Genomic DNA, 25,691 nt, shown 5'->3' with positions numbered 1-25,691 from the left:
AGGAAAATAGAGAGGAGTAAGGGTGTCAGTAAAGGGCGCGAGCGCTCTTTACTGACACCCTTACTCCTCTCTAACAAAAGAAACGTCGATCATGTGTCATAGCCACATGATCGACGTTTCTTTTGTATCGCTCTTAGCGATGCGAGAGTTGCTCGGGAGCGACAACGACCTGCTTGACGCTACCCTCAACCTTGACGCGGATGACCACGCCATCTGCCTCCTGGCGAATAACCACGGCGGGGGCGGGAACATTTTTCTGGCCCTGACGATAGTGCCACATAACCAGGTCGTGCTCACAGAACTTCTCAAGCGTAGGCATATACAATTTCTCCTTTATTTTCACAAGTTTTGTACTTGTTGACTATCTCTGTTGCTTTGCTCTCTGATCTTATTCCGAAACCCAACCCCCATTCAGGGGCACGCGCTCAGGGTGTTCGGAGAAGAAGTATGCAGACATGTGCCTCTATCTGAAGGATGAGATGAAAGGGACAATAAGGCTGCACCATGTCTCATATATAAGAACACTAAACTGACTGCTTCAATGCCTGAAGGGGGTAGCATTTCCTATGTGGTCTTCGCGAAATAATGCTTGCGATCCTCACTAATTTAGAATATCGACCACAAATTATATCTCTAAAGTCACCCTTCTTTGGAGTGACTTGCCCCTTCGTCAAGATCCTGTAAACAGGCGTATTATACTCCTCCCCCAGCACGTTACAAGAGAGAAAGTACCTTTGTACCAGGTGACTTCAACCGTCTCCCTAAGCAGCCTCCCATTCGTGTTCCGTTACACAACCTTGAGAAAGTAGGAGGCTAGAATTATGAACACCAAAAACACATTCCATTAACTTTGACTTAATTCATTAAGATAGTTCTAACACATTTTGAGAAAAAAGTGATATAGTGTAATTCACCGTTCCTCCCCAATTTATATAGATTTACACATGGCGGCACACGCATATACTATTTGTTAAGGATGAGCTTATAGTAAAGGAGTACTCTACCTTGAGCAGCGTCGCTACCTTCTTAAACAGGAATCAGCGTAACACCTTTATCGCGAGCTTTCTCGGTTGGACCCTTGACGCCTTTGATTTCTTCCTCGTCTCATTGACTGCTACCGAGATTGCCAAAGAGTTTCACCTTGGGGTTACCGCTATCCTGCTGACCGTGACCCTAACTCTGGCGATGCGCCCGCTGGGCGCCCTCATCTTTGGTTTACTGGCTGAACGTTTTGGACGTCGCACTCCACTTATGATCGATATCCTGCTCTATTCAGCCCTGGAGCTCCTCACGGCCTTCTCTCCCAACTATATTACGTTCCTTGTCTTGCGCATTCTCTTTGGCATCGGTATGGGCGGTGAATGGGGTCTCGGCTCCTCGCTGGCTATGGAGTCGCTCCCAACACGCTCACGCGGCCTCTACTCTGGTATTCTCCAGCAAGGCTATGCCTTTGGCTATCTGCTGGCAGCCCTTGCCTATGGGATACTCTTTCCCATTATTGGCTGGCGCGGCCTCTTTATTGTGGGCGCGTTGCCCGCCCTCCTGGTAGTCTATATTCGTCTGAGCGTCACCGAATCCGAGGTCTGGACACAACGCCAGGAGTCGCTACGCTCGCGTGGCATCGGGATGTGGCAAAGCATCTGGAAGGCCATTAAGAGCCATGGGCTCGTCTTCTTGTATGTCATTTTCCTGATGACAGCCTTTAATAGTCTCTCTCATGGCACTCAGGATAACTTGCCAACTTTCTTGAAGGCTCAACTACATTTCAGTCCTGGACAGGCCTCCACCATTACGATTATCTCGAATATTGGGGCGATTATTGGAGGCACGCTGTTTGGGGCCTTCTCTCAATCCTGGGGTCGCAGGCGTGCCATTATCATCGCCAGCATCCTGGGCATCATTATGATCCCGCTCTGGACAGGCCTGATTCAGATACCGCTAGTGGGAACAGCCGTTTCACTGTCAATTGGCGCCTTCTTGCTACAGTTTATGGTCCAGGGTGCCTGGGGTGTTATCCCTGCTCACCTGAATGAGCTCTCGCCCACGGATGTACGTGGCACCTTCCCGGGCTTTGCCTACCAGCTCGGCAATCTCTTCGCCTCCTGGATCGTCTTCATCGAGGGCGTTACGGCCAATGCGTTGGGAACGGAGAAGCTCCCCAACTATCAACTGGCGCTGGCTTACTTCTCATTAGGCGCCTTCCTGGCGGTCATCATCTTTACTGCCGTAGGTCGCGAGGCCCGCGAGGCAGATTTCTTGCGTCACGACGACGAGACGGAGCGCGTCGATCTCGCGGAAACAGGGGAAACCTCTCCCGCCTGACATCCGGTACATAATTCATTCCGAATACAAACGGGCAGGTGGCCGATAGTGACCACCTGCCTGCTTTCACTTTCTGCATTGTATTGCAATGTATCACAGAGGTGTAACAAGGGTTAAAACCATACTCTTCTTATTATCTATATCGCTTTTATACGTTTTTACACTATTGACACCTTTCCACACATCTATGTTATAGTAGTATATGTAAGCTCATGTATTCAAATGTGTTGGTAGACAATTTAAAATGTAGCTAGATGAAATGGTGTGTGAATATGCTTCAGAATAACCAGAGTACCTTTTTCCCCCAAAAGCCTGAGTTTATGTTACCACCAATAGATTCCTTCACGCCGAAAAGTCTCTATAACAACTTTGGCAGAGCAGATTCGGGTGTAGCGAGAGACATGCCTGCTTTGTCAAACTCTTCTGCCGCCACCACAGATACCGCCTTGCCACTCTCGCCTTCTCTCTTGCAGATCATCGAAACGCTGACCGATCTGCTGGCGGTCTTCAATGAGGAGGGCTTTCTCCTCTGGGCCAATATGGCTTTTCATGATCTCTTTTTGATTGAACATCATCCGCGTTTCCTCGCCCTCTCGCACGAAGAACGTTTCGCACTTCTGCAAGTTCGCTCTGTGGAGGGGCAGCACCTGCTAATAGAGCAGACGCCACTGGCACGTATCTTCGCGGGCGAGTCCCTGACAGGGGAGAACACGCTCGACATCTTCATCCATTCGCTGGATGGTCAGGACCACCTCCTTAACGTGAGTGGCACTCCCATTTACGACGAACAGAGGTGTATTCGCTGGGCCGTCCTCGTCTATCGCGATGTGACTCGGCAGCGCGCGCTTGAGCGCCAGACCTATGATCGCCTCAATATGTTTCTGGAGCTTGCGCATGTCATTGCGCTAGAAGCAACCAAGAGGCCTGATACCAGTCAGCTTAGACAACAACGTGAGAGTTTGAAGCAAATCACCGCTCTACAATGTCAACTCTTCCACACCACACTTGCAAGCATTCTTCTTCTAGATGCCAACGTGACGGTCATGGATCTACTCTGTCTGGGGTTGGATGAGCCAGAGGAGCAACGCCTGGCGCATCAGTTCACGGGGAAATCGCTGAAAGACACACCTCTGCTGGCACGTCTCCAGCAAGAGGAAACGTCTCTCTTCCAGACATCACAGCTTCCCGCTCCGCTGCAAGACCTGGCTCCAGGTATGAAACAAACCCTTCTCTTACCGCTCCTGATGGGATCGCGCCTCTTTGGCATTATTGCGCTCCACAGCCGCACGCTCGAAGACTTTCAGGTACAGGAAGATGTAGAGGTCGCCCTGGCGGTCAGCCATGTGATGACCTTGATTGTCGAACGGATGCAGCGAGGCAACTAATTCTCACGCCTGCGGCACTCGCTATGTTATATGATGTAGTCTACCCAGGCGGACGTCTTGGGGCACTCGCAAGTATACTAACGGGTAGGTGGTGTGGTAGGTGCGAGGCGATATGCAGAAGATGCATATCGCATTATTTATGCTACTAGTAGGGAAAGGCAAAGAAAGCATATGAGAGAGTATCCAGAGTGGCTCTCGGCCACACTAGCATCTGACGCAAGCGAAGGAAAGGGCGTCCTTCCCAACTATATTCTTCCGCTGTTACCAGGTTCACGGGTCGTTGGCCCGGCCTATGTCGCGCTGATGAACCAGGATGATAACCTGGCCATTCGCAAAGTGCTGGAGGCGCCACCTGAGCCGGGAACGGTGCTGGTCGTCGCGGGTGGCCATACCTCGCGGACAGCGACTGTGGGCGACCTGCTCGCCCTCGAAATGCAGAACGCAGGACTCGCAGGCCTGATTACGGATGGGCTGGTCCGTGATTCCAGGGAGATTAAAGCGCTTGAAGTATTTCGCGTATGGTGCCGTGGGGTGACCCCTACCGCCTCACGTAAGGACGGTCCAGCGGTCGTGGGCGGCCGCATCACCTTTGAAGAGACTATCGTCCGTGATGGCGACCTGGTCATCGCGGACGACGATGGAGTCGTCATCTGGCCCCATGAGCAGATCGAAACACTGCTTACCCGCGCTGAAGCCAGGCTCCAGCAGGATAACGAACGCCTCGCCAGGCTACGAGCACAACAGCGCTAAGGGTGTCTTACCATGATCATACATGTGGTGTGGTGGGTTGAGTTGCTGCAGGCAACTCAACCCACCACACCACATGTATTTTTACCCGAATTCGGGAGCTTCGTTGGAGGCCTTGACCTCTGCCTGGAAGACTGAGGGGAGTACAGGATCTGTTTCCTGTAAGGCCCCCTGATACGCGGACTGGATCAGGCTCCAGACCCGCTCAGGTTTGATGGGCATATCGATGTTCTGAATACCTAGCGGCTCCAGGGCATCCAGAACGGCGTTGACGACCGCCGGGGGCGCGCCAATGGTGCCGCCTTCTCCAACACCCTTCACACCCAGGGGATTGCGGGGCGAAGGCGTCTCGACAAAGGCGGCTTGTATCTCGGGGATGCCCCGCGCGAAGGGCATGGCGTAGTCCATGAAGGTACTGGTGAGGAACTGTCCCTCCTGGTCATAGAGCGTCTCCTCATAGAGGGCTTGACCGATTCCCTGGGCAACACCGCCATGAACCTGAGCCTCGGCCAGGAATTCGTTGAGCACACGCCCACAGTCGTCGACCGCGACATATGCCTCCAGCTTTACCTCGCCCGTCTCAGTATCGATCTCGACAACCGCCAGGTGCGCGCCAGAGGAGAATGTCGACTCAGGCGAGACAAAGTCACGCCAGGCAGCCAGGCCCTCGATAGGAACGCCATTTACGGGATTAGGGGTCTCATGCTCGATCAGTTCAGGCTGCGCCTCAACCATCCTTGCCAGTTCACCCAGACTCAACACGCGCGCCGGGACGCCTTGTACCATCACCTGTCCATCTTCCAGCACCAGGTCCTGTGGAGAAACCTCCAGCGTCCGCGCCGCCACCTGCAAGGCCTTCTCACGCACAGCCTGGGCAGCGAGCAGCACCGCCGAGCCAGAGGTCTGAGTGGTGCGACTACCAAAGGTGCCGATGCCAAAGGCGGGCAGAGAGGCGTCGTTCATCTGAACTTCAACGTGCGACATAGGCACATTCAGCTCTTTCGCCACGATCTGGGCAAAGGCCGTGAAGTGTCCCTGGCCATTGGAAGCCACGCCGCTCTGCACCAGGATAGTGCCATCAGGCCGAATGCGTACCGTGGCAGCCTCCTGGGGAATACCAGGCCTGATCGGCCCCATGCTCCCGCCAGAGTTTTCGATGAAGGTTGCCAGCCCGATGCCTAATAGGTGCTTGCTCTCACCCTGGGAACGCTGCTCGCGCTGCTTCGTACGCCAACCAGTATAGTCAGCGAGGGTCAGCAAGCGCTCCAGGCCAGCCTGGTAGTTGCCGCTCTCATAGCTCATGCCCATGACTGTCCGATGAGGAAAGTCGTTCGCGGCGATAAAGTTCCGCTGGCGCACCTCGGCGGGATCGAGCTTTAAGATATGTGCGATGCGATCCAGTGTGCGTTCCAGGATATATGCCGCCTCTGGTCGGCCCGCGCCTCGGTAGGGCGCGGTCGCAACCTTATTGGTGTAGACGCCAACCATCTGCACATCAATAGCCTGTACTCTATAGGGGCCACTCAGCAGATAGGCCGTGCCATGCGGAACCATAGCGGTAATCGCGGCGAGAAAAGCCCCCAGGTCTGCTACCGTACGCACACGTAATCCAAGCAAGCAACCATCGCCTTGGAAGGCCGCTTCGATATAATTGATCTGCCCTCGCCCCTGCGTCTGCGCCTGCAAATTCTCGCTGCGGCTCTCGATCCATTTCACTGGCCGTCCATACCTGACGGCGAGCGCGGCAGCAACCAGCTCCTCGCCCACAAAACCCGCCTTGGAGCCAAAGCCCCCACCCACCTCGGCATTATACACATGAATCTTCTCGCGAGCGATGTGCAGGAAATGCGCTAGAGTATCTCTGGCGCGGTAGATGGACTGTGAAGATAACCAGGCCGTTAGCTCGCCCGTTGCGGGATCAAAGTCAAATAGGCATCCACGTGGCTCAAGCGAGTTAGGGGCGATACGCTGGTTCACAACGCGAAAGCGCGTGGTATGCTCAGCCTGGGCAAAGGCGGCCTCGATATCACCCCCGCTGGCGTGCGTCTGCACGGCGATGTTTGAGCCAAATTCTTCATAGAGCAGGGGAGCACCAGGCGCGAGCGCCTCCTCGGGATCGCTTACGACTGGCAGGGGTTCATAGCTGATATCGACCAGGTCGCGCGCATCGGCTGCAAGGGCTGGACTCTCTGCGAGCACGACCGCCACGGGATCACCCACATAGCGCACTCGTTGCAGAGCCATGGGGCGCCGCTGCGGCTTCTTCAGGCCCGGCATGGGCACGGGTTCGAGGATGGGCATATCGCGCACCAACTCCTCACCTGTAAATGCTCCCACGACTCCCGGTAGCGCTCGCGCCGCCTCCACATCTATCTGCCCAAGCTTGGCGTGGGCATAGATGCTGCGCACAACCGCCATATGCAAGGGCGCCGGTCGCCCCTCCGGTAGGCGTATATCATCGACGTAATGGGCGCGCCCGGTAATAAGCGCGACATCTTCTCTACGTCGTCCATCTGCTGCAAGAACTTCCTGTTTTCCCATAAGAAAGACAACCTTCTATTTGGCTCACTAACAGGTACAATCGTTCATCCAACATACTGGATGATTTTTCACTCTCCCATTATGTACGATGCGCATTCCAACGGCAACCAGGTAACCACAGTGCTCTGCAGAGCCTGTAAAGAATATTCCCCAAAACGCATTAATCCGCTAAGCACACCCAACTTCCAAGGTTGGTTCTGCTACCCTGGCAGCTTGATTTTTTCCTCCTCCTGGAAAGCTTTGAGGATTTCATCGATCCTACGACATCGCTCTTGAAATGTCCCATTGAGGAGTTCATATGGAAGAGATGCCTCCTCAAAGAAATGGATAAAAGCGTCGTGGAATTGCTGTCTTGTATCGAGATCTTCCTGCCGAATACCATCCATCACATAGTCCACACCGACTGGATCGAGTAAAAGCAGTTTGGAGTAGGTAGAGGCCCACGTTTGTACTCTCTCAAAGAGCTTGTTTGCGCCCAGTTTATCACCGCAGGCTCTTACATAGACGACTGCGTCAAGCACAGATCTGTCACAAAAGAGAAGATGTGCTCCAGTTGCATACGCCTCCTGCTCGTTTCTAAGGGCCAGAAGCTGAATTTTTCCTTGTGTCTCAACGGAGAATCGATCAGAGGTCGCACAATTTGCGAAAAACATTCTTGCCGCTTCCGCAACGAATGCCACCCCTGGATCATTTTAAATGTCTCTCTGTACCGTTCTAGTAACGTTGTTTTGCCCACACAACTTGTGCCAATAAAGGCGATTTTCATCTGGCGCTTTCTTCCCGGCATCTCTTACTGCAGCCTCCATTAGCGACGAAAACAAGAAGAGGCTTTACAGAAAAAAGCACTCTCGCGTCTCCTCATTTGCCTCCACCACAAAATTGGCCTCCCACATCTGTGAGAGTCCCCAGCGCTGTTCGCCCAGCGAGACAAAATGGTAGCGCTTCTCAAACTCCTCGGGTAGTTTCCCACGCTCAACGACATCACGCACACGGGAACGCGCACGCCGGACCTCTGTTTCTGCCTGAATATACAGCGTCACAAACGAATCCGTCAGCTCACGAAATAAGGACTCAAAACGGATCGCGTACAACCCCTCGACAATCAGAGGCTGCTCCAGGCCCAGGCTCATCTCCTGCTCACCCGCCTTGCGGTTCTCCACGAAACTGTAGTGAGGAATCTTTGCATGACCTGTGCGCAGCAGCTCGCATATATCCTGCTGCATACGCTCTACGTTATAAGCCTCTGGACTCTCCCACTGCGGCACCAGCCCATACTTCTCATCGTACTCTCTCACCACCTGCTCCTCATCCACGTAATAGTGATCCATCGAGAGCAGGGCCGCGCCCAGATAGCGCGCCAGGGCCAGGGAGAAGGTAGTCTTGCCCGAGGCAGCAGGACCAGCAACCAGATACAAACGTTTCGTAGGTAGTTCCGTCACACGCGACAGCAGGGTTGGCATAGACAACATATACAACTCCTTTGCTTACATAGAGGCATAGGCATAATCTTTTATTTAGACAAACTCATAGCCAGGGATCGAGATAGCACCCGGAAAATTTCTGCTCCAAACAAATATAACATTTTAGGGCATACATTCGCACTTGTCTATATGATTAAGTGGTATAGGCGCGAAGGACTAAAGGACTAAGGTAAGATGCAGGAACTTGACACGGTAAAAATAGGGGTATATACTCCTATCCATGGAAAAGGAAAGATATGAACTCGATACAACGGCCTTGAAGGCGTTCGCAGAAGCGTGTGCTTGTTCACAGGTGCGCAAGGCCGCACGGGTGATTACACAATTCTATGATCGCTGCTTGCAACCGACTGGATTACGCATGACTCAACATACCGTGTTGGTGGTGATTGCACTCTCAGAACAAGAAACGGTGATGCGCCTGGCTGAGAAGTTAGCCATGGATCGAAGTGCGCTTGCCCGTGCGTTGAAGCCGCTTGAAAGCCAGGGCCTGGTGACCGTTGAAGCGGGGAGTGATCGACGGACACGAGTGGTACGCCTGACTGAGCAGGGGCGCCAGGCGCTGAGAGAGGCTCATCCCTATTGGCTACAGGCGCAAAAGCAGGTGATGGCCCACTTCGGCGAGCAGCAGACGCAAGCCCTACTTGCTGAACTGAAAAAAGTTGAAGCGTTGGAGCTATTGCTCTAGTTTTTGCCGAAAAGGGGTATATGCACCCTTTAAAAAGGCGAAGATGCCTGCGCTTGCTGATTGGTGTGCTCGTCTTGGTTCCAGAGACAGGAACCCACGATGATGTACGCTGGTGACAGCATACAGATCTATGATCCTGTTCTCAACGGTTCGAAATTTTAGGAGAAAGCGAGCCTATTGTATCGATTTTTCTTTTTTTTCTGATAGGGGCATATGTCCCTTTTTGTGAAGCACTGAGGTCATTTCAGTCCTCTTCCAAGTCTTCAGGACGTGTTCTGACATCTGGAGGGGTGGAAATACATTCTCTCGATGAGAGGCCGAAAAATACAAAGAGCAAAATGGAGCAGAGAACCATGACACAGACATTGAGTGGGAAGGTGGCATTGGTCACCGGCGGATCACGTGGCATTGGAGCGGCAACAGCGCGTGCCCTTGCTGAGCAGGGAGCCGATGTTGCCATTAGCTATACCAGCGCGTCCTCGGCCACGAAGGCGGAGACTCTTCTTCGTCAACTCAAGGAGCTGGGAGTGAGTGCTATCGCTTTTCGCGCGGATCAGGCCGATCCCGTTCAGGTCACTGGCTTGATCGATCAAGTTGTTGCGTATTTTGGACACCTTGATATCCTGGTCAATAACGCCGGGATCCTGGCCTTTGGGGAGATAACCGATCCACAGAGGGATGAGGCTACCTTTGAACGGCTGATGGCGGTCAACCTTGCCAGCGTGGCAACGGGAGTGCGTGCTGCGGCGCGCGTGATGGGTAAGGGAGGACGGATCATCTCGGTGAGTTCCTGGTTTGCCTCTCGGACGGGAATACCGGGCATTGCGGATTATAGCGCAACGAAGGCAGCCATCGCCGGGTACACCCGAGGGTGGGCACGAGACCTTGGACCCAAGGGGATCACCGTCAATGTGGTCCAACCGGGAGCCATAGACACGGATATGAACCCGGCAGGTGGCCCGTTCTCCCCCGGAATTGTCTCAACCATCGCCCTTGGTCGTTATGGTCGGCCTGAGGAGATTGCGGCGGCAATCGTCTTTCTGGCCGGTCCGTCAGCTTCCTACATTACTGGCACATCCCTGACTGTCGATGGGGGGTTGCTGGCGTAGGTAAGACGGCAACGTTGCTAGTACGATACCCAGTCATCACGTCGTCAGCTCTAGAATTGACGACGTGATGGCCCCCGATACGGGTTGGCAATCACCAGACCTCATGAAGAACATCCTGGCTTTCCTATGGAGAACACTAGTGCAAAGTAGGCAGCGTACTCCGTTGAAGGGGATCAAAGGCAATCTGCAGTTAGCGCAGCGTCGCTTAGAGCGGTTGAAGCGCAATCTGGAGCAACAGCCCTAGTGCATCAATGAGCACCTTAACAACATCTCACAGTGGCAACAACAAAATGCATGAAGCTAGCTTCGAGGCAAAAACCGTCAGTGTTGAGATTCTAGCCTGTATTTTGTCACAAATGCCAACTCGGCTTTGTCTAGTGTGCGACAAATCGCTATATTGAATAGTTGCAAAAGGAGCACACAATATATGGAGTCGAATGTTGAAACGCAGGCAAAACAGGCTGATGTCATTATCGTTGGTGGCGGGCTTGCCGGATTGGCCGCGGCGTGCTACCTGGCACGGGCTGGCGTTGACGTGATGGTGTTTGAGAAGTCAGCGAGACTGGGCGGACGGGCGGGCACCCAGATGCATGACGGATATTCGTTTAACCTGGGCATCCATGCTCTGTACTCGGGTGGAGCGGCCTCGGAGGTGCTAGGAGAACTGGGCATTCCCCATAGCGGCCATAGACCAGGGGAGGTGCACGTGCTGCGCGCGGGCAAGCTGCACATAGCTCCGCTTGATACGCTAACGCTGCTGCGAACCGATGCTTTGAGCTTTGTTGACAAACTGGAACTTATGGGCATCTTTGTCAGGATAGCTGGCCAGAAGCCGGAGGAGTGGCGGACAATAAGCGTGCAGGAATGGCTGGAGCGCAATACGAGGCGCCCACGAGTGCGCGAGTTCATGGCAGCAAACGCCTGCACTGGCGTCTATAGCTCGGCACTTGATCTGGTGGGCGCGGATGTGCTGATCAAAAGGACGCAACTCCTGCTCAAGAATCCGATATTCTACATTGACGGCGGCTGGCAAACGCTGGTGGATAAACTGCGCACGGCGGCGGAGCAGGCAGGAGCGCGCATTGTCAGTGGATGTCGCGTCGAGGCTGTAGAGCGGGTAGAGGACCGGGTAGTGGGTGTGCGCTTGCACAGTGATGAGGTCGTGCGTGCCTCGGCAGTTATCGTCGCGACCAGCCCCCGCGACGCGGTAAAGCTGGTGGACGGCGGGAATTATCAGCCATTACGCGAGATTGTCGAGCCCCTTGTTCCAGCACGAGTGGCCTGCCTGGACGTTGCTTTGAGTCGCCTGCCAGATCCGCGCTACACAGTTGTGCAGGACCTGGAGCGTCCACGCTTTATGTCGGCACAATCCGTCTACGCGCGGATCGCGCCCCAGGGAGGAGCGCTGATCCATACGTTCAAGCAGCTCGACCCTCTGCACTTAGGCGACCCGCGCGAAGATGAGCGGGACCTGGAGAACCTGCTGGATACCGTGCAGCCGGGATGGCGTGATGTGCTGGTCAAGCGTGTGTACCTGCCGCACATCGAGGCGATCGGCATGCTTCCCACAGCCCAGAACGGCGGCTATGCCGGGCGACCAGGTTCACGCGTACCGGGCCTGAACAATCTCTACCTGATTGGCGATTGGATCGGTGAGGGCTTCCTGGCTGATCCCAGCTTCGGTAGTGCCCGCCAGGTTGCGCAATTGTTGCTACGCGAGGCAGCAGCGCCAGTTGTTAACTGAAGTGATAGGAGGTAAAATAGGGTAAAAGCTTAGAGGTCAGATAGAGCCGTGAACACATCTGAAACCACCACACAAATATTCGAGCAGTACCGGGTACTGCTCTTTTCCATTGCGTATCGTATGTTAGGCAGCGCTACGGATGCTGAAGATATTGTTCAGGAGGCGTTTTTGCGCTGGATGCAGGAGGCCAGAGAAGAGGTACAATCTTCCAGAGCTTACCTCTCGACTATTGTGGTACGGCTCTGCATCAACCAACTGCGCTCAGCCAGAGCGCAGCGCGAAGTATATGTTGGCCCGTGGCTACCGGAGCCAATCGCCACGGATCTCCGGCCAGAGCTGGTTGATACAACCGTTCTGGCCGAATCGCTCTCGTTCGCTTTTCTGATCATGTTGGAGAAGCTTGGGCCGCTGGAACGAGCGGCGTTCTTGCTGCACGAAGTCTTCGAATATCCATATAGCGAAATTGCCGTTGTTATAGGGAAAAGCGAAGCCAACTGCCGCCAGATCTTTCACCGCGCCCAGCAGCACCTGGGAGAGCGCAGCCCGCGTTTCAACGTTTCCCATGAGCAGCAGGAACGTATTACCGATCAGTTCATGCGTGCCAGCAACGGCGGCGACATGCAGGGATTGCTAAACCTTCTGACCGAAGACATTGTCTTCACCGGCGATAGCGGCGGCAAAGTTCGCCTTGGACACAGAGTTCGCGGGCGCGACAAGGTGGCACACGGCTCTATTGCCGGTCTACGCCCGCTGCTATCAATCATGCAGTCGCGCAGAGAAGAGGTCAATGGCCAGCCCGCCATCGTTGGCTATGTAGATGGCCGTCCCTACGGCGTCCTGCTGCTCGACATTGAAGGCGAGCGCATTCGGAATATCTACGCCGTGGCCAACCCTGATAAATTACGCTGGTTACAAAACAAAACACGGTAATCGCCCATCGCGCTGTCGCTACACATCTTCCTTTGATGCTGCAGGCTGGGGCTCAGTCCGGGAGCCCCAGCAAAACTTTCAGCTTTGAGTGATAGGATTGCATTGTCAGATTGACATGCTCTCTGTCGGCCTGCTCCCTAAGACACTTCATCCCCTTATTGTGCAAATCCGTTCTGTTGTTCCCCAGAGGCCTGTATTCTTTCGTTAAAAATACACCAAAGGGCCTATTGAAAATGCATCAGGTCGTGAGTCGGAAATTACTCAGATCGATCGAGACCATCAGCAGATCGCGAATCGGTTTCAGACCTGGCCCACGCACATATGCACGGCGCTTGGTCGGAAAGCGGAGCCCCTCGGCCTCCACAATATCGTAGACATATTGCGCCGCCGGAAAGCCACCTGCCACATCGACGTGGTAGTCGTGCCGACGCAGGAGAAAATCGTCGCCGAAGTAGAAGTCTTGTTCTTTGCTATGGCTGGCGATCGCGTCTGGAAACCGCGCACGCAACCCGCGCCAGAGCTCCCCACCTTCTTGCCAGGGCGAGATTTCAGCGACCTCGAAGCCGGGCATGGCCAGAAGGAATGGCGTCGTGAGGTAGGTCCACATTGCATAGCCATTGAAGTAGGCACGCTGAAGCGGATCCCATGGAGTGTTCATCACGTGGTCGACGAAAGAGGCCCTTGGATCGAGGCGCTCGCTGACAACGGCACCCGTGGTGGTTTCGATCGCGATCCGATCGGGCGTGAAAGCGGTGTGCCAGTCCGGCTGGCCAAACGGGCTGACGGACGCAGTTTCCTCATGAAGCGTGACCGTCTCCTCACGGGGATTGGGATCCTGCTCAAGACCCTTCATCGGCCACAAGCCCCCACCGGTGACGATGGTAGCCGTCACCCCCTTGAATGTGTTCCAGCGATCAAGGCCGCCATGTGCGGCAATGGCACGTGCGAGAAGGTCGTGCATGTGTTCCTCCTGGAATCGAATTTTAAAAACTCTTTGAAGCGGTTTCGTGCATGGGCGCTAAACTGAAAGCGCGAATATGGCCGATTTCCAACTGTCCGGTCTTTGACTGGAGTCGAGAAGGAGACGATACAGCATTCGCGTCCTCCGGTCCTACACGCTCATTGAACCCTCAAGCCGTGGTTTCATGCCGCGTGAATTCAGCGGTATGGAGCTTCACGAAGTCGTGCACGCTTGTCGGCATCTCGCCGGTAAGCTTGAAAAAGTCGTCAGTCATGCGGTCATAACGCCCCTGCGCGTGTAGGTCGGCCATCACCCCGAGATGGTTGACGACATGCAGAGGCACCCCTGCCTCTCGAAGCTTATCGGTCCATAGAGGGAGCGGCACGTCGCGATAGCGAATCGTCCGGCCGAGTGCCTCGGAAAAGACGCGCGCGTAGTGGTCGAGATCGGACGACTCAAATCCGGTCAAGTTGTACACCTGACCGATGTGCGGGACCGGGTCATCAAGGATGACGGATACGGCGCGCGCCACATCGACAGCCGAGATAGGCGAGGTCTTGCCACTACCCATCGGCAGCGCCAACTCGTCGGCTTCTCGTACGCTCGCAGCGGCGAAAAGCAGGAAGAAGCTTTCGAGGAAGACCGTCGGTCGAACCGTGACAACCGGCAGTCCCGACCATGAAAGTGCCTGCTCCGCCAGCCAGTGCAGCTTTTGCTGCCGGCTGTCTGTAGTCTCGGTGATGCTCATCTGCGAGACCGTCATCTGCGACATGTTCACAAAAGCCTCGACGCCGTGGTGGCGCGCCACCGCAGCAGTGTTGACTGTGGCTTCCAGATACGCCGCAGAGACAGACATGCCGAAATAGATGCGCGCGCACCCTTCGATCGCGCGGTGCATCGAGGCGAGATCCGTCAGGTCGCCCTGCACAACCTCGGCACCGAGCTGGCGCAACGCTTCAGCACGCTCATCCTCCCGCCGGACCAAGGCGCGTACCTTATGCCCCTTGGCGAGCAGCAATGCAGTGAGGTTGCGGCCGATGGCACCGAGATTGCCGGCCGCTCCAGTCACAAGGATCGGGCTGTCATGTGTGAATTTCATCGTCATACTCCTTATTTGTAGTTAGGTTCAGATGGGTTGGGAGGCGTTCGGAGTTCGGTGTGTTCTAGGGTCTGATCGTCACCGGACAGGATACCTCTTGATGGAACCTCGGCGTCTGCCGTGTGTCTGATGTATCCCCGACCATGCTGGATCCGGGGCGGCAGGTGTTTGTGGGGCAAACGGCGGGATTACAGGACCTCGACGATCCTCTCTTTGTTGATAGCCGCGTGTAAGTCCTCAGCCTTCGGGTACGCGGTGCGCTCATGGACGGGCAACGCGGGCGTCCGATCGATCAGCAGACTGAGCAGTTCGGGGCGGCTGTAGTGACCACGCGCGTCCATAAGTCTCTTGCGGTAGTCGATGAGAGCGAAGTCAAGATCGGCAATCACTTCGCCTTCACCAGCTGTGAGAGGCTCGCCGATGATCTGGCCTTCCGGGTTCACAATGGCGGTGAAGCAGCCGCCGGAAATCGGCTCGATAGCACACCCCGTATCCTTCATGAGTCGTGCCTGCTGATCGGCATCGAGCCACGCCGTCGCGTTGACGACAAAGCAAGCGGATTCGAGGGCGTGTTGGCGGATGCTCACTTCCATCTTCTCCGCGAACCGCTGGCCAGCGAACGATCCGGGATACATCGCCGAGTGGATCTGCTCGCCATCGGCAATGAGCGCGTAACGCGCGAGCGGCTGGAAGTGCTCCCAGCAGGCGAGCTGCCCGATGCGCCCAACGGCGCTCTCGACAGCGCGCAGGCCCGAGCCGTCACCCTGGCCCCAGATCATACGCTCCTGATAGGTTGGCGTGATCTTGCGGCGGCGCTGGATCAGCGTCCCATCCGCGTCGAAGAGCAGTTGTGTATTGTAGATCGAGCCACCATCGCGCTCATTGACGCCGATCGAGACGACCATGTTCGCCTCCTTCGCGGCCTCGCCAATCGCATGGGTCTCGGCAGACGGGACCGTGACCGACTCTTCGAGCAGACGCTGATGCTCCTTCCCCAACAGCATGTCGTACGCTGACTGCACGAAGGAGAAATAGGGGTAGTAGGGAATGACGGTCTCGGGGAAGGTCGCGAACTGGACACCCTGTTTGCCCAGCTCACGGATCTTCTTCACGACCTTCTCGACGGTACCCTTCCGGCTGTACAGCACGGGGCTGATCTGAACAGCGGCGGCTTTCACGATGGTGCTCACTATATGTTCCTTTCAAATTGGCGTTACAATATTCGTTATGTTGCATATTGTATATGCAACATAATGGGACACTTACTCCACGAGGTTGATGTGATGGAACTGGCTACACTGTATATTACATATACATTACTCTTTATGTTGCATATACAACTTTATGAGACGCTTACTCCACGAGTTCGTCAAGCGAGATGCTGTCGGCCACGCCGACGATGGCAGTCATGCTTTCCTCGCCGAGCAACTGTTTGGCTCTTACCTGTGCTGCTCGCCACGCAGATGCTGCCGAAACCAGTAATTCTCTGCCGGCCTGCGAGAGGACCAGTGGACGGCTTCGACCGCCTTGGTCAGAAACCATTTCCTCGACCCACCCCTCTGTCAGGAGAAGCGCGAGATTGCGTGTCAGGGTCGAGCACTCCTGGTAGTTGGCACGTCCGATCTCAGCGCGACTTGCTCCTCCAAGCTTCGCAATGAGCACGAGCAATGAGAACTGCGGAGTACTGACGCCGTAAGGCCGAAGTGCCTGATCATACATATTGGTGATGATGCGCGATATGCGGCGCGTGCGTGTGAGCAGGCAATTACGAGTGATCTCGCCAACCACGCCGGCATCGGCTGTCTCAGTCTCTGTACTCATCATAGTCTCTACTTGGTGTATATACAACATTCATCCTGGTCTCCAGTATAGTGTATATACAACATACTGTCAAGGCCTGGCAAGGGCTAAAACGGTAGCAGACTTTTCCCGCCGACTATGCTATACTCAAGCATAATATGGTAAAAGGATCGGCCATTAAAGACATGTCTGTGATGCCACTTCTTAGCACAAACACATATATTCAACAGCAGCAGAGCCAGCGCCTATACAGGTCTGGTTCTCTGGGCATGTCTTCTCCCACAGTTCCATAGAGCACATAGCCGCTAACGGCTAAAACCAACGCCAGACCTGAGATATGAGGTCTGGCGTTTTTTTGTTTCCTTTTTCAACCTCTTGTAAGGAGTATTCAGATGGATATCGCGACCTTCTTCCGCACGCTCTTTATTGGTATCTCTATCGCCGCAGCAGTCGGCCCTATGAGCCTGCTCTGCATTCAGCGCACGTTAACGCGTGGCTATCGCTATGGCCTGGTATCCGGCCTGGGCATCGCCAGCGCCGATGGGCTTTACGCCAGCATCTCCGCCTTTGGCCTGACCACGCTCTCCGACCTGCTCATCAGCCAGAACTGGTGGATTCACCTACTGGGAGGGATCTTCTTAATCTACCTGGGCAGCCGCACGGCGCTCACGCAGCCAGCGCGCAAGGCCGCGCACAGCGCCTCAGCCGTCAACCTGCCCAGAGCCTATGTGACGACGCTCCTACTCACCCTGACCAATCCCTTGACCATACTCTCTTTCGCCCTCATCTTTGCAGGCATCGGCCTGGGTGCGACGAGTAGTCCGCTCTCCGCGCTCGCCATCACGCTGACAATCTTTCTCGGCTCTCTGCTCTGGTGGCTCATCCTCGTCAGCGGCGTCAGCCTGCTACGCGAGCGCTTAACCGCAACCTGGCTTTTATGGATCAACCGCCTCTCCGGCTGTGGCATCGCCCTCTTCGGCCTGCTCATTCTGCTCAACATCAAGTTTTAGCTATCTCTCATAAGATGTCTCCCTTCAGGCAACATCTCAAGGGGGACATCTCGTCAAAGTTTTAGTCATCCAAACCATAGAGCTGACGATATTTCTCATAATCGTCTGTGATGCGCCTGACAATCTCATATGGCTCGTCAAATAGCGGGCGTGGATACCATTCCTCACGTATCCCCTTTTTCAAGTAAATAGTAAACTTAAAATTGCCCATACCCTTACTCGCTGGCAAATGATGGTCTCTATCAGAGTCGTACCTGTTGGTGGTGTCCCAGAGTAATTCTGACGCTAAAAAGGTCACTGTCATCCGCTCAATCTCTGCGTAGTTAAAGACAACAATCTTGCGAATTACATCGTCATTCCAGGGATTATAGTCGATAAAACCCTCAGGCGTGAGAACCAGGACGTCATTGGCGTGCAGTTGCTCTTGCTTTCTCGCCCATCGATTAACACTCAAGGCCATCCATACCACCAACACCTCAACCGCGACAGTCAGCAATAGAAAAGGGAAACACGTGCAGAGGTCCCATGGGCTTTTGATCAAATTGAGATTGTAGAGAAGTAAAGCACCAAACGTCCAATAGAAAAAATTACCCAGCACTATCAGAAGCAGATCAACAGTAGCATAGGTACTCTCTGGTTGCTTCCGCGGGCGTACTACCATCCATGTCTTCTCTACCTGGCCCGCTTGTACAGCATCAAGAACAGCACGCACATCTACGATAGATGCGCCATTCTTACGCGCAGATATGCCTCCCTGTTGCTGCTCCGACATAACATATATGCTTCCTTTACTGTCAACCATAAAAATAGTTCTGCTTATTAATTACATACGTTTCTCCGGCCAAAAATCAAGCAAGCAGGCCCATCTAGTGCAACACCAAACGGGCCTGCTTGCTTAAGCTTGGGGATGTTGATGGGCTAGGGGACGACGGTTATAAGTTGGATCGAGGCGCTGTGGTTACCCATCTTGTCGACGAGGTCAACGCCGTACTGACCGTGCCAGAGTTCCTTGGCGTCTTTGAGGTCATAGGCGATGACCAGGCGATTGGCACCCTGGGTATAGAGCATCTTATCGGCACTGTTTCATTTCTGTTCTGATCCAAAAGATCTCTTCGCACACAAATCATGACAGCGGATGCGAAGAGATGAATGGATGGGCCTGTGATGCGGCTCCTCCGATGGGAGAACACAGTTTGTCTGCTGTGCTAGTTTCTGCTACACTTGTTGGGAAGTTGGGAAGAACCGAGCAAAGGAGCAGAGCGTATGCCAAAACCACCCGGTCATGTCCTCATTTGGTCTCCTGAGAGCAGCATCTATGAACTCCACGCCCCTGACCTCCCACCTGTGCAGTTCGTGTCAGGAGTCGAGGAGCCGTGGTTCTTCTGGTTAACGACGCACACCTCTTTCTCTTTCCAGGGCCAATACGGTCGTCTCAGCGTCTACAAAGAATCGCGCAAACGCGGAGCAGGCTACTGGTATGCCTACCAAACGAGCTCCGTTCAGACCAGGAAGCGCTACCTCAGACGGAGTGAGACCGTGACTTTCGCGCGTTTAGAGGAGGCAGCACAGAACCTTCAGACGTTCAATCAGGAGCCTTCACCTGAATCTCCGCATGCGTCTGCCTCTCTTGCCTCCTTGCAGGCAGCCCAAGCCACTAACGAGATCTTTCCCAGCATTGGGCAAACGGGCCTCGAGTCCGGGGCAACGATGGTGATGACCAGGCTCTCCCCTCCCCGTCTGCCTGCCACCCTCGTCGTCCGGGAGCGTCTCCTCTCGGCCCTGGATACCACTCTGTCCCGCCCGCTGACCTTGCTCTCTGCATCCGCTGGCTGGGGCAAGACCACCCTGCTCTCCGCGTGGGCGTACAGGCATCCCCAGGCCGTCGCCTGGCTGTCTCTGGAGGCGTTGGACAACGACCCAACGCGCTTTTGGGTCTCGCTGATCGCGGCCCTGCGCAGATGTTGGCCAGAGATTGGAGAGCGTGCGTCCGCCCTGCTGCAAGCAACTGGATCTCTTTCTCCTGGCTTGACGATCCTCCTCAATGAGTTGGCCGACAGGAGCGCGGAGACCTCGCTTGTTCTGCTGATCCTGGATGACTATCATGTGATCGACGAGCCGACCATTCACGCCTCCCTGACCTTCTGGATAGAGCATCTGCCATCCCATGTGCATCTGGTGCTGGCCAGTCGCGTTGACCCGGATCTTCCCCTCTCTCGCTTTCGTGCGCGCGGGCAAATGCTCGAGATCCGCGACACTGATCTGCGCTTTACACGGGAAGAAGCGCAGCACTTTCTCACTCAGAGCATGGGCCTTCCCCTCTCAGAGCGCGATATCGAACTGTTGGAAACCCGCACCGAAGGCTGGATTGCCAGCCTGCAGCTGGCAGCTCTCTTCCTCCGGAAACAGACTGATCCTTCTGCTGGTGTGCAAATGCTCAGAGGGAGCCAGCGCTTCTTCCTCGATTACCTGCGTGAAGAGATTCTCGCCAGCCTGTCGAAAGATGTGCAAGTTTTCTTGCTCCAGACGAGCGGGCTCAACCTCTTAAGCGCCTCGCTCTGCAACGCCATCACGGGCAGAGATGATAGTGAGCGCCTGCTCGAACAGGTGGAGCGGGCCAATCTCTTTCTCCAACCCGTGGATGAGAGTGGGCAATGGTATCGCTATCACGCCCTCTGGGCGCAGGCAATGCAGCACGAAGCTCGGCGTCGCCTGGGTCTAGCCACCATGCGTTCATTGAGTAGCAAAGCGAGTCGATGGTATGAGCAACAGAGGCTGTTGCCAGAGGCAATTGAAGCGGCTCTGACGTGCGAAGAATTTTCCCGTGCGGCAATGCTGATCGAACGCTTTGCGGCCCCGAACAGTTTTCGCAATGAGTATCATCTGCTGTGCTCCTGGCTAAAACAGCTGCCGGAGGAGATCATACAAGCTCAACCGGAACTCTGTTCCTGGTATGTGCTCGCCTTGATGTTTACCACAGATCGGCATTCATCTGACTCCTGGGCACGTTCTGAGCAGCTTATCCAGTGGGCAGAGCAGGGCTTTGAGGCAAAGCAACAATGGGACAAACTGGGAGAAGCATTGCAGCTGCACGCCGAGCTTGCCTTCTATCAAGAAGATCTTACGCGTACACTTGCCTTCGCTCGTCAGGCCCAACCATTGCTTTCCGAGCACAGTTTTCTCTATCCCGACACCATTTTAGCCAATGGATTAGAGGCCTTCCTTGCAGGCGATATGGATGTGGCTGGGCGATCCTTTCTGGAAGCCCACAGGAAGGCAAAACAGATTGATTCTCTTGTTGCCATGTTCTGTGCATCCCTTCTGTTGGGAGAAGTATGCCTACAAAAAGGCGAACTGAACAGAGCTTCCCGTTACTACCAGCAAGCTCTGGCCCTCTTCGATGAAGACCAGGAGATCTTCCGCCAGCAGTTTCTGTCAACAGGAGGCAAAGACCCTTTCTTCACCTCATGGGCTTATCATAGCCTTGCTCAGCTTTCCTATGAGCGCAATGATCTCGCAAGCGCGCAGCGCTCTCTGTCTCAAGCGCTGGCACTCCGAGAAAAGCTGGAGGCAGGGGTCCACGTTCTGGCATCGGGCGCACTCATCCAGGCTCGCCTGCTGCATACATCTGGAGAAACAGCTCAGGCCCAGGATGTGCTCTCGAAATGGGAGATGCATACTCGCTTCCCCTGGTCTGTGAGAGCGATACGCGCTTGCCGGGCACGACTGCACCTGATCGATGGAGATCTCTCCATGGTCGAACTATGGATGCAGGAAAAGCAACAGGCTGGTCAGTCCCAAGCACCCGAACAGGAGGAAGAGCTCCCACTCATGCTCCAGCAGGAAGAAGCACTGCTCCTGGCGCGTTTGTGCATTGCCCAAAAGAGGGGGGAAACCGCTTTGAAAGCGTTGGTTTTCTGGAAAGAGAAGGCCCAGGCTCAGGGCCGCAAGCGGAGCGTTCTGGAAATTCAGATTCTCGTCTCCCTGGCCCACTTTGTCCCTCAAGAAGCCACCCAGGCCAGATCCTCTCTGCGAGAGGCGTTAAAACTGGCGCAACCGGAAAACTATCAACGCCTCTTCCTGGATGAAGGTCGGGCAATGGAAACCCTGCTGAAAACGCTGCTGCCAGAGCTCCGCGAGGCGTCCCTGATTTCCTTTGTGCGAACCCTCTTGCGTGCGTTTGCTCAGGAATCCCCTCCTCTGCATGCAAAAGATACCCCATCTGCAGGGAAGAAGCCGTTGCACATGGAACCGCTGAGTTCGCAGGAGCAACGAGTTTTGTGTCTGCTGGTCGCCGGGCGATCCAATCCGGAGATTGCCCGTGAACTGGTGATCTCGCTTAATACCGTGAAAACTCATGTCCAAAGCCTCTATGGCAAGTTGAACGTTCACAACCGTGTCGAAGCCAGTGAGGCGGCACGGCACTTGTCCTTGCTCTAGCTTCCCCTTCTCTCTCCTCTCACCCGCTCACAACCACCCCATTGGGTGATCTCTCCTCACTCGATGGCGCTATATACTTCAACCATCTTGAACGAAGGGAGGAAAGCGCCATAGATGCGATACCGCATTTCCATCAAAGGACATCTGGACCCGTCCTGGCAAGAATGGTTTGAGGATCTTCAGATTCTCCCAGAAGCATCGAACAAAACGGTGCTCTGCGGATCGCTGCTCGATCAAGCGGCGCTCTATCGAGTACTGCTCAAGATCAACAGTCTGGGTTTGATCTTGCTCTCCCTGGAAACATACGAGACTCCGGAAGCGCAAGAGCGTCGCAGACAGGATACGAACCATCCCGCTGCTCCTTCATCGAAACAAGGAGAACCAATTGAACCATCTCAATGCCGCAGCCAGGCAGATGACAGGCCAGAATTGGTAAGGTGATGGAAAGCTTGTTTATTGTCAATTTTAAGTGTGCCAGGAAAAGGAAAGAGAAATGTCGCATATCACATTAACCGATTTTGTCGAGACAACATTCAAGAAGTTCAACATACCAGGCGTTGCCGTTGGGGTGTGGTTGGACGGTAAGGAGATCTATGCCTGCCACGGAGTGACGAGCGTCGATAACCCACTCCCCATCGATCAGAACACCCTGTTTGCTCTGGGTTCGATCACGAAATCCTTTACGGCAACCACGCTCATGTGTCTGGTCGCAGAGGGGAAGGTCGAGCTGAACGCGCCAGTACGCCGCTATATCCCAGAGCTTCAGCTGAAGGATACACAGGCAGCGGACAAAGTCACGGTGCTGAACCTGCTCAACCACACCTCCGGGCTAGACTGGAGAGTCAACGCCGACACCGGTGAAGGGGACGACGCTCTGGAACGCTATGTGGCGAAGATGGCTGAAGTTGATCTGATCGCTCCTCTTGGTAGCCGAGTCTCTTACAGTCAGGCGGGATACAACCTGCTCGGACGCCTCATCGAGAAAATCACGGGCCAGACGTTCGAGCAGGCCGTTGCTTCGCTCGTCTTTGAGCCACTGGGGCTGTCGCACAGTTTCTTCGCGCGCGATGACATCATGACTCGGCGGTTCGCGGTCGGACACGACCGTAGCCAGGACGGAACTCTGTCCATTGCGCGTCCGTGGCGGCATTCGCGCGGCGACAACCCTGGTGGGGGCATCGCATCCTCGACGGCAGACCTGCTGCGCTGGGGCCGGTTCCATCTTGGTGACGGCCACGCAGAAAGCGGCATCCGGGTGCTCCCCACACATGTGCTGCATCAGATGAAGGATTCCACGGCTGAATTGCGAGCGAGTACCCTTGGCGACGCCATTGGTCTCTGCTGGTTCCTGCGCGACGTGGACGGCGTGCGCACCGTCGGACACGGCGGGTCAGCAAACGGCCAGTTCTCCGAACTGCTTCTCGTCCCTGAGCGCAAATTCGCGGTCATATCGCTGACCAACGCTGGCCCGGATGGCATCCCCTTCAATCAGGAAGTCGTCCGCTGGGCGCTTGAGAACTACCTGGGGATCATCGACCGCGACCCGGAGCCAATCTCGTTTGATGCGGCGCGAGCCCAAGAGATTGTCGGTAACTACGAGAACGAGATGATGACGTTTACCATTGACACGGTTGGGGCTGGACTCAGGCTCGAGGTGTTGATAAAACCGGAGATCCGTGCGGCTGCTAACCAGGAACTGCCCCAGGACTACGCGCCGTTCGCTTTCGGTCTGCTGGCAGGCTCCAAAGATGAGTACATCATCACCGACGGCGCTCTCAAGGGGCAACGCGGCTTTTTCACCCGCGACACGAGTGGCGTGGTCGTGGGAGTAGACCTCGCTGGCCGCTTATTCAGTCGTGTCCAATAGTCTGAGTCTGTGAGGAACAAATCCGTTTCTCTTGCTCCTTTGGCGTGTTATCACCAATACGACCCTCACCCCCGAAAAAGAGCCACTTGCTAAATGCATTGAATTGTTCCACCTTGTTAGTGGTAGAGTGAATGACCTCACGCAGTTTCTGCACAGTTGGGTCTACTCGATGAAGATGGGATCACACGTACGGCTGCACGCTTTGGCCTGGGCACCGCTACTAGCCACGTGCATAGCCTCGATGAGCTGATTGCACTGGCACAACAGGGAGAACCAAGCATTGTGAGCTTTCCCCCTCCGGCATTTGGTGGAGAGCATATCGTCGTCCTGGCCGGGGGAGATGCGCAGACTGTCCGCCTCGTCGACTCCTCGCGCCTGAACATCCAGGTTATGGACCGGGCCATATTTCTGAAGGATTGGCAAGGGTTCAGCGCCATCATTCAGAGAAGCACTTAAAGAACACCTGAACCCCTATTAGTAGGGCTACAAGGTGGTATAACCAACCCTTATAGTAGCTGCTATAAGGGTTGATTCTAATGAGCCTTCGCTTTCCCGAACTGTTCCTCCGTGACATTTAATGCTTGGGAAACAATGGTTTCGCTGGGGTTAGCTTCGCTGAGGTCAACTCCGCTGAGGTTGGCTTCGCTGAGTCGGAGGGCTCTGCTAAGGTCGGCTCTGCTAAGGTCGGCTCTGCTAAGGTCGGCTTCGCTGAGATTGGCGAAGCTGAAGTTGGCGAAGCTGAAGTTGGCGAAGCTGAAGTTGGCGAAGCTGAAGTTGGCTTCGATGAGGCTGGCTCTGTTGAGGTTGGCTTCGTTGAGGTTGGCTTCGCTGAGGTTGGCTTCGCTGAGGTCGGCTCTGCTGAGGTCGGCACCGCTGAGGTCCGCCCTGCTGAGGTCAGCTTGGCTAAGGTTGGCTTGGCTGAGACCGGCTTGGCTGAGGTTAGCACCGCTGAGATCGGCTTGGCTGAGGTTAGCTCCGCTGAGGTCTATCTCATAGGCACAACCCCCTTTAAGATCTATGCCTCTCATATCTGCTCCACTGAAAGAAACGACACTTTCTCCTTGCTGAGCTGTCACTAGCTTTGCTTCTCGTAAGAAGGAGAGTACATGGTTAACGCGAGGCGTATCAAGCTGACCTAAGACGGTGATTGTTCGTATTCGTGCCACGTTACGAACCTCAGAATCTGGCTGGGACATTCGTAAGTTTTCTTTTAAGAGCAAATCTGACATATGATCAAGATAGGTTTGAAGCAAATCCGCTCTCTGTTTGTCCTTGGCAATTTTGTGATCATTTTGATACCGTTTTTCAGTTTTTTCTTGTTCAGTTTTACTTGCAGTGCGATTGAGCAAGAAACCACCAATAGCAAGTACGAGAGGTACAATGAGGAGTTGCATCCATTCCCAAAGAGACTTAGGTGTTTGATATTGTGAAAGTGCGACGAAACCTACACATATCATGGCTCCTATGATTGTGACAATTCTCTTTTTTTGCATTGCCCACCAAAATGCGTTTTTTTGTATCACAGTGCTTTTCCTCTTCTCTAGCATATATACCTATTGTAACCGACGACAGA

General features: G+C 54.6%; 24 protein-coding genes. 12 read left to right on the top strand and 12 right to left on the bottom strand.

Annotation, left to right across the window (positions count from 1 at the left end; all coding sequences use genetic code 11):
* Positions 1-133: 133 nt before the first annotated feature.
* A complete protein-coding gene (locus tag KTE_RS44970) occupies positions 134-319 on the bottom strand; it encodes a hypothetical protein (RefSeq protein ID WP_007920161.1) in 186 nt (61 codons plus the stop codon).
* A gap of 686 nt (positions 320-1,005) precedes the next feature.
* Here KTE_RS44970 and KTE_RS44965 point away from each other — a divergent pair.
* The 3 genes from KTE_RS44965 (at position 1,006) to KTE_RS44955 (ending at position 4,457) form a co-directional block, all read left to right on the top strand.
* Entirely contained in the window at positions 1,006-2,322 is a 1,317-nt protein-coding gene (locus KTE_RS44965; protein WP_201393787.1) for an MFS transporter, read from the top strand.
* A 410-nt stretch (positions 2,323-2,732) separates the two neighbouring features.
* On the top strand, positions 2,733-3,707 hold the full coding sequence (locus KTE_RS44960) for a PAS domain-containing protein (RefSeq protein WP_201393786.1): 975 nt from the start codon (positions 2,733-2,735) through the stop codon (positions 3,705-3,707).
* Between the two features lie 171 nt (positions 3,708-3,878).
* Complete coding sequence (locus KTE_RS44955) at positions 3,879-4,457, top strand: RraA family protein (RefSeq protein WP_201393784.1); 579 nt, start codon at positions 3,879-3,881, stop codon at positions 4,455-4,457.
* A gap of 81 nt (positions 4,458-4,538) precedes the next feature.
* Here KTE_RS44955 and KTE_RS44950 read toward each other — a convergent pair whose 3' ends face one another.
* From KTE_RS44950 to KTE_RS44940, 3 genes are all read right to left on the bottom strand, one after another.
* Positions 4,539-6,995: a xanthine dehydrogenase family protein molybdopterin-binding subunit gene (locus KTE_RS44950; RefSeq protein ID WP_201393782.1), complete on the bottom strand. Its 2,457-nt coding sequence runs from the start codon at positions 6,993-6,995 to the stop codon at positions 4,539-4,541.
* Between the two features lie 200 nt (positions 6,996-7,195).
* Positions 7,196-7,675, bottom strand: coding sequence for an ATP-binding protein (locus KTE_RS44945; RefSeq protein ID WP_255553075.1), 480 nt, complete (start codon positions 7,673-7,675; stop codon positions 7,196-7,198).
* Between the two features lie 150 nt (positions 7,676-7,825).
* The gene (locus KTE_RS44940) at positions 7,826-8,464 is read right to left on the bottom strand and encodes a uridine kinase (RefSeq protein WP_201393778.1); all 639 of its coding nucleotides are present in this window, start codon (positions 8,462-8,464) and stop codon (positions 7,826-7,828) included.
* A 232-nt stretch (positions 8,465-8,696) separates the two neighbouring features.
* On the opposite strand from KTE_RS44940, the gene KTE_RS44935 reads away from it, so the two are divergent.
* From KTE_RS44935 to KTE_RS44920, 4 genes are all read left to right on the top strand, one after another.
* On the top strand, positions 8,697-9,161 hold the full coding sequence (locus KTE_RS44935) for a MarR family winged helix-turn-helix transcriptional regulator (protein ID WP_201393776.1): 465 nt from the start codon (positions 8,697-8,699) through the stop codon (positions 9,159-9,161).
* Positions 9,162-9,514: 353 nt separating this feature from the next.
* Positions 9,515-10,270, top strand: coding sequence for a 3-oxoacyl-ACP reductase family protein (locus tag KTE_RS44930; RefSeq protein ID WP_236601010.1), 756 nt, complete (start codon positions 9,515-9,517; stop codon positions 10,268-10,270).
* A gap of 427 nt (positions 10,271-10,697) precedes the next feature.
* Positions 10,698-12,014 (top strand): NAD(P)/FAD-dependent oxidoreductase, encoded by a 1,317-nt coding sequence (locus tag KTE_RS44925; RefSeq protein ID WP_201393772.1) that lies wholly within the window; start codon positions 10,698-10,700, stop codon positions 12,012-12,014.
* Between the two features lie 48 nt (positions 12,015-12,062).
* Positions 12,063-12,944 (top strand): RNA polymerase sigma-70 factor, encoded by an 882-nt coding sequence (locus KTE_RS44920; RefSeq protein ID WP_201393770.1) that lies wholly within the window; start codon positions 12,063-12,065, stop codon positions 12,942-12,944.
* 238 nt (positions 12,945-13,182) lie between these two features.
* Here KTE_RS44920 and KTE_RS44915 read toward each other — a convergent pair whose 3' ends face one another.
* The 4 genes from KTE_RS44915 to KTE_RS44900 all read right to left on the bottom strand — a co-directional run bounded on the left by KTE_RS44915 (position 13,183) and on the right by KTE_RS44900 (position 16,828).
* A complete protein-coding gene (locus tag KTE_RS44915) occupies positions 13,183-13,905 on the bottom strand; it encodes a hypothetical protein (protein ID WP_201393768.1) in 723 nt (240 codons plus the stop codon).
* A gap of 169 nt (positions 13,906-14,074) precedes the next feature.
* Positions 14,075-15,004: an SDR family NAD(P)-dependent oxidoreductase gene (locus KTE_RS44910; protein WP_201393766.1), complete on the bottom strand. Its 930-nt coding sequence runs from the start codon at positions 15,002-15,004 to the stop codon at positions 14,075-14,077.
* A gap of 188 nt (positions 15,005-15,192) precedes the next feature.
* The gene (locus tag KTE_RS44905) at positions 15,193-16,194 is read right to left on the bottom strand and encodes a nitrilase-related carbon-nitrogen hydrolase (RefSeq protein WP_201393764.1); all 1,002 of its coding nucleotides are present in this window, start codon (positions 16,192-16,194) and stop codon (positions 15,193-15,195) included.
* Positions 16,195-16,357: 163 nt separating this feature from the next.
* The gene (locus tag KTE_RS44900; protein ID WP_201393762.1) at positions 16,358-16,828 is read right to left on the bottom strand and encodes a MarR family winged helix-turn-helix transcriptional regulator; all 471 of its coding nucleotides are present in this window, start codon (positions 16,826-16,828) and stop codon (positions 16,358-16,360) included.
* 368 nt (positions 16,829-17,196) lie between these two features.
* Between KTE_RS44900 and KTE_RS44895 the strand changes: the two genes are divergently transcribed.
* A complete protein-coding gene (locus tag KTE_RS44895; RefSeq protein ID WP_201393760.1) occupies positions 17,197-17,814 on the top strand; it encodes a LysE family translocator in 618 nt (205 codons plus the stop codon).
* A gap of 61 nt (positions 17,815-17,875) precedes the next feature.
* On the opposite strand, the gene KTE_RS44890 is transcribed toward KTE_RS44895, so the two are convergent.
* Both KTE_RS44890 and KTE_RS44885 read right to left on the bottom strand, forming a co-directional pair.
* A complete protein-coding gene (locus KTE_RS44890) occupies positions 17,876-18,586 on the bottom strand; it encodes a hypothetical protein (protein ID WP_201393758.1) in 711 nt (236 codons plus the stop codon).
* Positions 18,587-18,732: 146 nt separating this feature from the next.
* Positions 18,733-18,882: a hypothetical protein gene (locus KTE_RS44885; protein ID WP_201393756.1), complete on the bottom strand. Its 150-nt coding sequence runs from the start codon at positions 18,880-18,882 to the stop codon at positions 18,733-18,735.
* Positions 18,883-19,077: 195 nt separating this feature from the next.
* Between KTE_RS44885 and KTE_RS44880 the strand changes: the two genes are divergently transcribed.
* The 3 genes from KTE_RS44880 (at position 19,078) to KTE_RS44870 (ending at position 24,118) form a co-directional block, all read left to right on the top strand.
* Positions 19,078-22,251 (top strand): LuxR C-terminal-related transcriptional regulator, encoded by a 3,174-nt coding sequence (locus tag KTE_RS44880; RefSeq protein WP_201393754.1) that lies wholly within the window; start codon positions 19,078-19,080, stop codon positions 22,249-22,251.
* 114 nt (positions 22,252-22,365) lie between these two features.
* Positions 22,366-22,692, top strand: a complete 327-nt coding sequence (locus tag KTE_RS49355) for a hypothetical protein (RefSeq protein ID WP_307812079.1) — start codon at positions 22,366-22,368, stop codon at positions 22,690-22,692.
* Positions 22,693-22,744: 52 nt separating this feature from the next.
* Positions 22,745-24,118, top strand: coding sequence for a serine hydrolase (locus tag KTE_RS44870; RefSeq protein WP_201393752.1), 1,374 nt, complete (start codon positions 22,745-22,747; stop codon positions 24,116-24,118).
* On the opposite strand, the gene KTE_RS50360 is transcribed toward KTE_RS44870, so the two are convergent.
* Complete coding sequence (locus tag KTE_RS50360; protein WP_201393750.1) at positions 24,102-24,272, bottom strand: Tn3 family transposase; 171 nt, start codon at positions 24,270-24,272, stop codon at positions 24,102-24,104. The genes KTE_RS44870 and KTE_RS50360 overlap by 17 nt on opposite strands.
* 2 nt (positions 24,273-24,274) lie before the next feature.
* On the opposite strand from KTE_RS50360, the gene KTE_RS44860 reads away from it, so the two are divergent.
* On the top strand, positions 24,275-24,574 hold the full coding sequence (locus tag KTE_RS44860; protein WP_201393748.1) for a hypothetical protein: 300 nt from the start codon (positions 24,275-24,277) through the stop codon (positions 24,572-24,574).
* A 77-nt stretch (positions 24,575-24,651) separates the two neighbouring features.
* Here KTE_RS44860 and KTE_RS44855 read toward each other — a convergent pair whose 3' ends face one another.
* A complete protein-coding gene (locus KTE_RS44855; RefSeq protein ID WP_201393746.1) occupies positions 24,652-25,641 on the bottom strand; it encodes a pentapeptide repeat-containing protein in 990 nt (329 codons plus the stop codon).
* Positions 25,642-25,691 lie beyond the last annotated feature (50 nt).

Origin of the sequence: Ktedonobacter sp. SOSP1-85 (genome assembly GCF_016587415.1) — a bacterium.
GTDB lineage: Bacteria > Chloroflexota > Ktedonobacteria > Ktedonobacterales > Ktedonobacteraceae > Ktedonobacter.
Note: the sequence above shows the minus strand (reverse complement) of the source record. Positions and strands in the feature narration are given on the sequence as shown.

Excerpts from the sequence above, each read along its gene's own strand:
- KTE_RS44970 (WP_007920161.1), bottom strand. The coding sequence starts at position 319 with ATGCCTACGCTTGAGAAGTTCTGTGAGCACGACCTGGTTATGTGGCAC.
- KTE_RS44955 (WP_201393784.1), top strand. The coding sequence starts at position 3,879 with ATGAGAGAGTATCCAGAGTGGCTCTCGGCCACACTAGCATCTGACGCA.
- KTE_RS44950 (WP_201393782.1), bottom strand. The coding sequence starts at position 6,995 with ATGGGAAAACAGGAAGTTCTTGCAGCAGATGGACGACGTAGAGAAGAT.
- KTE_RS44940 (WP_201393778.1), bottom strand. The coding sequence starts at position 8,464 with ATGTTGTCTATGCCAACCCTGCTGTCGCGTGTGACGGAACTACCTACG.
- KTE_RS44935 (WP_201393776.1), top strand. The coding sequence starts at position 8,697 with ATGGAAAAGGAAAGATATGAACTCGATACAACGGCCTTGAAGGCGTTC.
- KTE_RS44930 (WP_236601010.1), top strand. The coding sequence starts at position 9,515 with ATGACACAGACATTGAGTGGGAAGGTGGCATTGGTCACCGGCGGATCA.
- KTE_RS44925 (WP_201393772.1), top strand. The coding sequence starts at position 10,698 with ATGGAGTCGAATGTTGAAACGCAGGCAAAACAGGCTGATGTCATTATC.
- KTE_RS44915 (WP_201393768.1), bottom strand. The coding sequence starts at position 13,905 with ATGCACGACCTTCTCGCACGTGCCATTGCCGCACATGGCGGCCTTGAT.
- KTE_RS44910 (WP_201393766.1), bottom strand. The coding sequence starts at position 15,004 with ATGAAATTCACACATGACAGCCCGATCCTTGTGACTGGAGCGGCCGGC.
- KTE_RS44900 (WP_201393762.1), bottom strand. The coding sequence starts at position 16,828 with ATGATGAGTACAGAGACTGAGACAGCCGATGCCGGCGTGGTTGGCGAG.
- KTE_RS44895 (WP_201393760.1), top strand. The coding sequence starts at position 17,197 with ATGGATATCGCGACCTTCTTCCGCACGCTCTTTATTGGTATCTCTATC.
- KTE_RS44890 (WP_201393758.1), bottom strand. The coding sequence starts at position 18,586 with ATGTCGGAGCAGCAACAGGGAGGCATATCTGCGCGTAAGAATGGCGCA.
- KTE_RS44885 (WP_201393756.1), bottom strand. The coding sequence starts at position 18,882 with ATGCTCTATACCCAGGGTGCCAATCGCCTGGTCATCGCCTATGACCTC.
- KTE_RS44880 (WP_201393754.1), top strand. The coding sequence starts at position 19,078 with ATGCCAAAACCACCCGGTCATGTCCTCATTTGGTCTCCTGAGAGCAGC.
- KTE_RS49355 (WP_307812079.1), top strand. The coding sequence starts at position 22,366 with ATGCGATACCGCATTTCCATCAAAGGACATCTGGACCCGTCCTGGCAA.
- KTE_RS44870 (WP_201393752.1), top strand. The coding sequence starts at position 22,745 with ATGTCGCATATCACATTAACCGATTTTGTCGAGACAACATTCAAGAAG.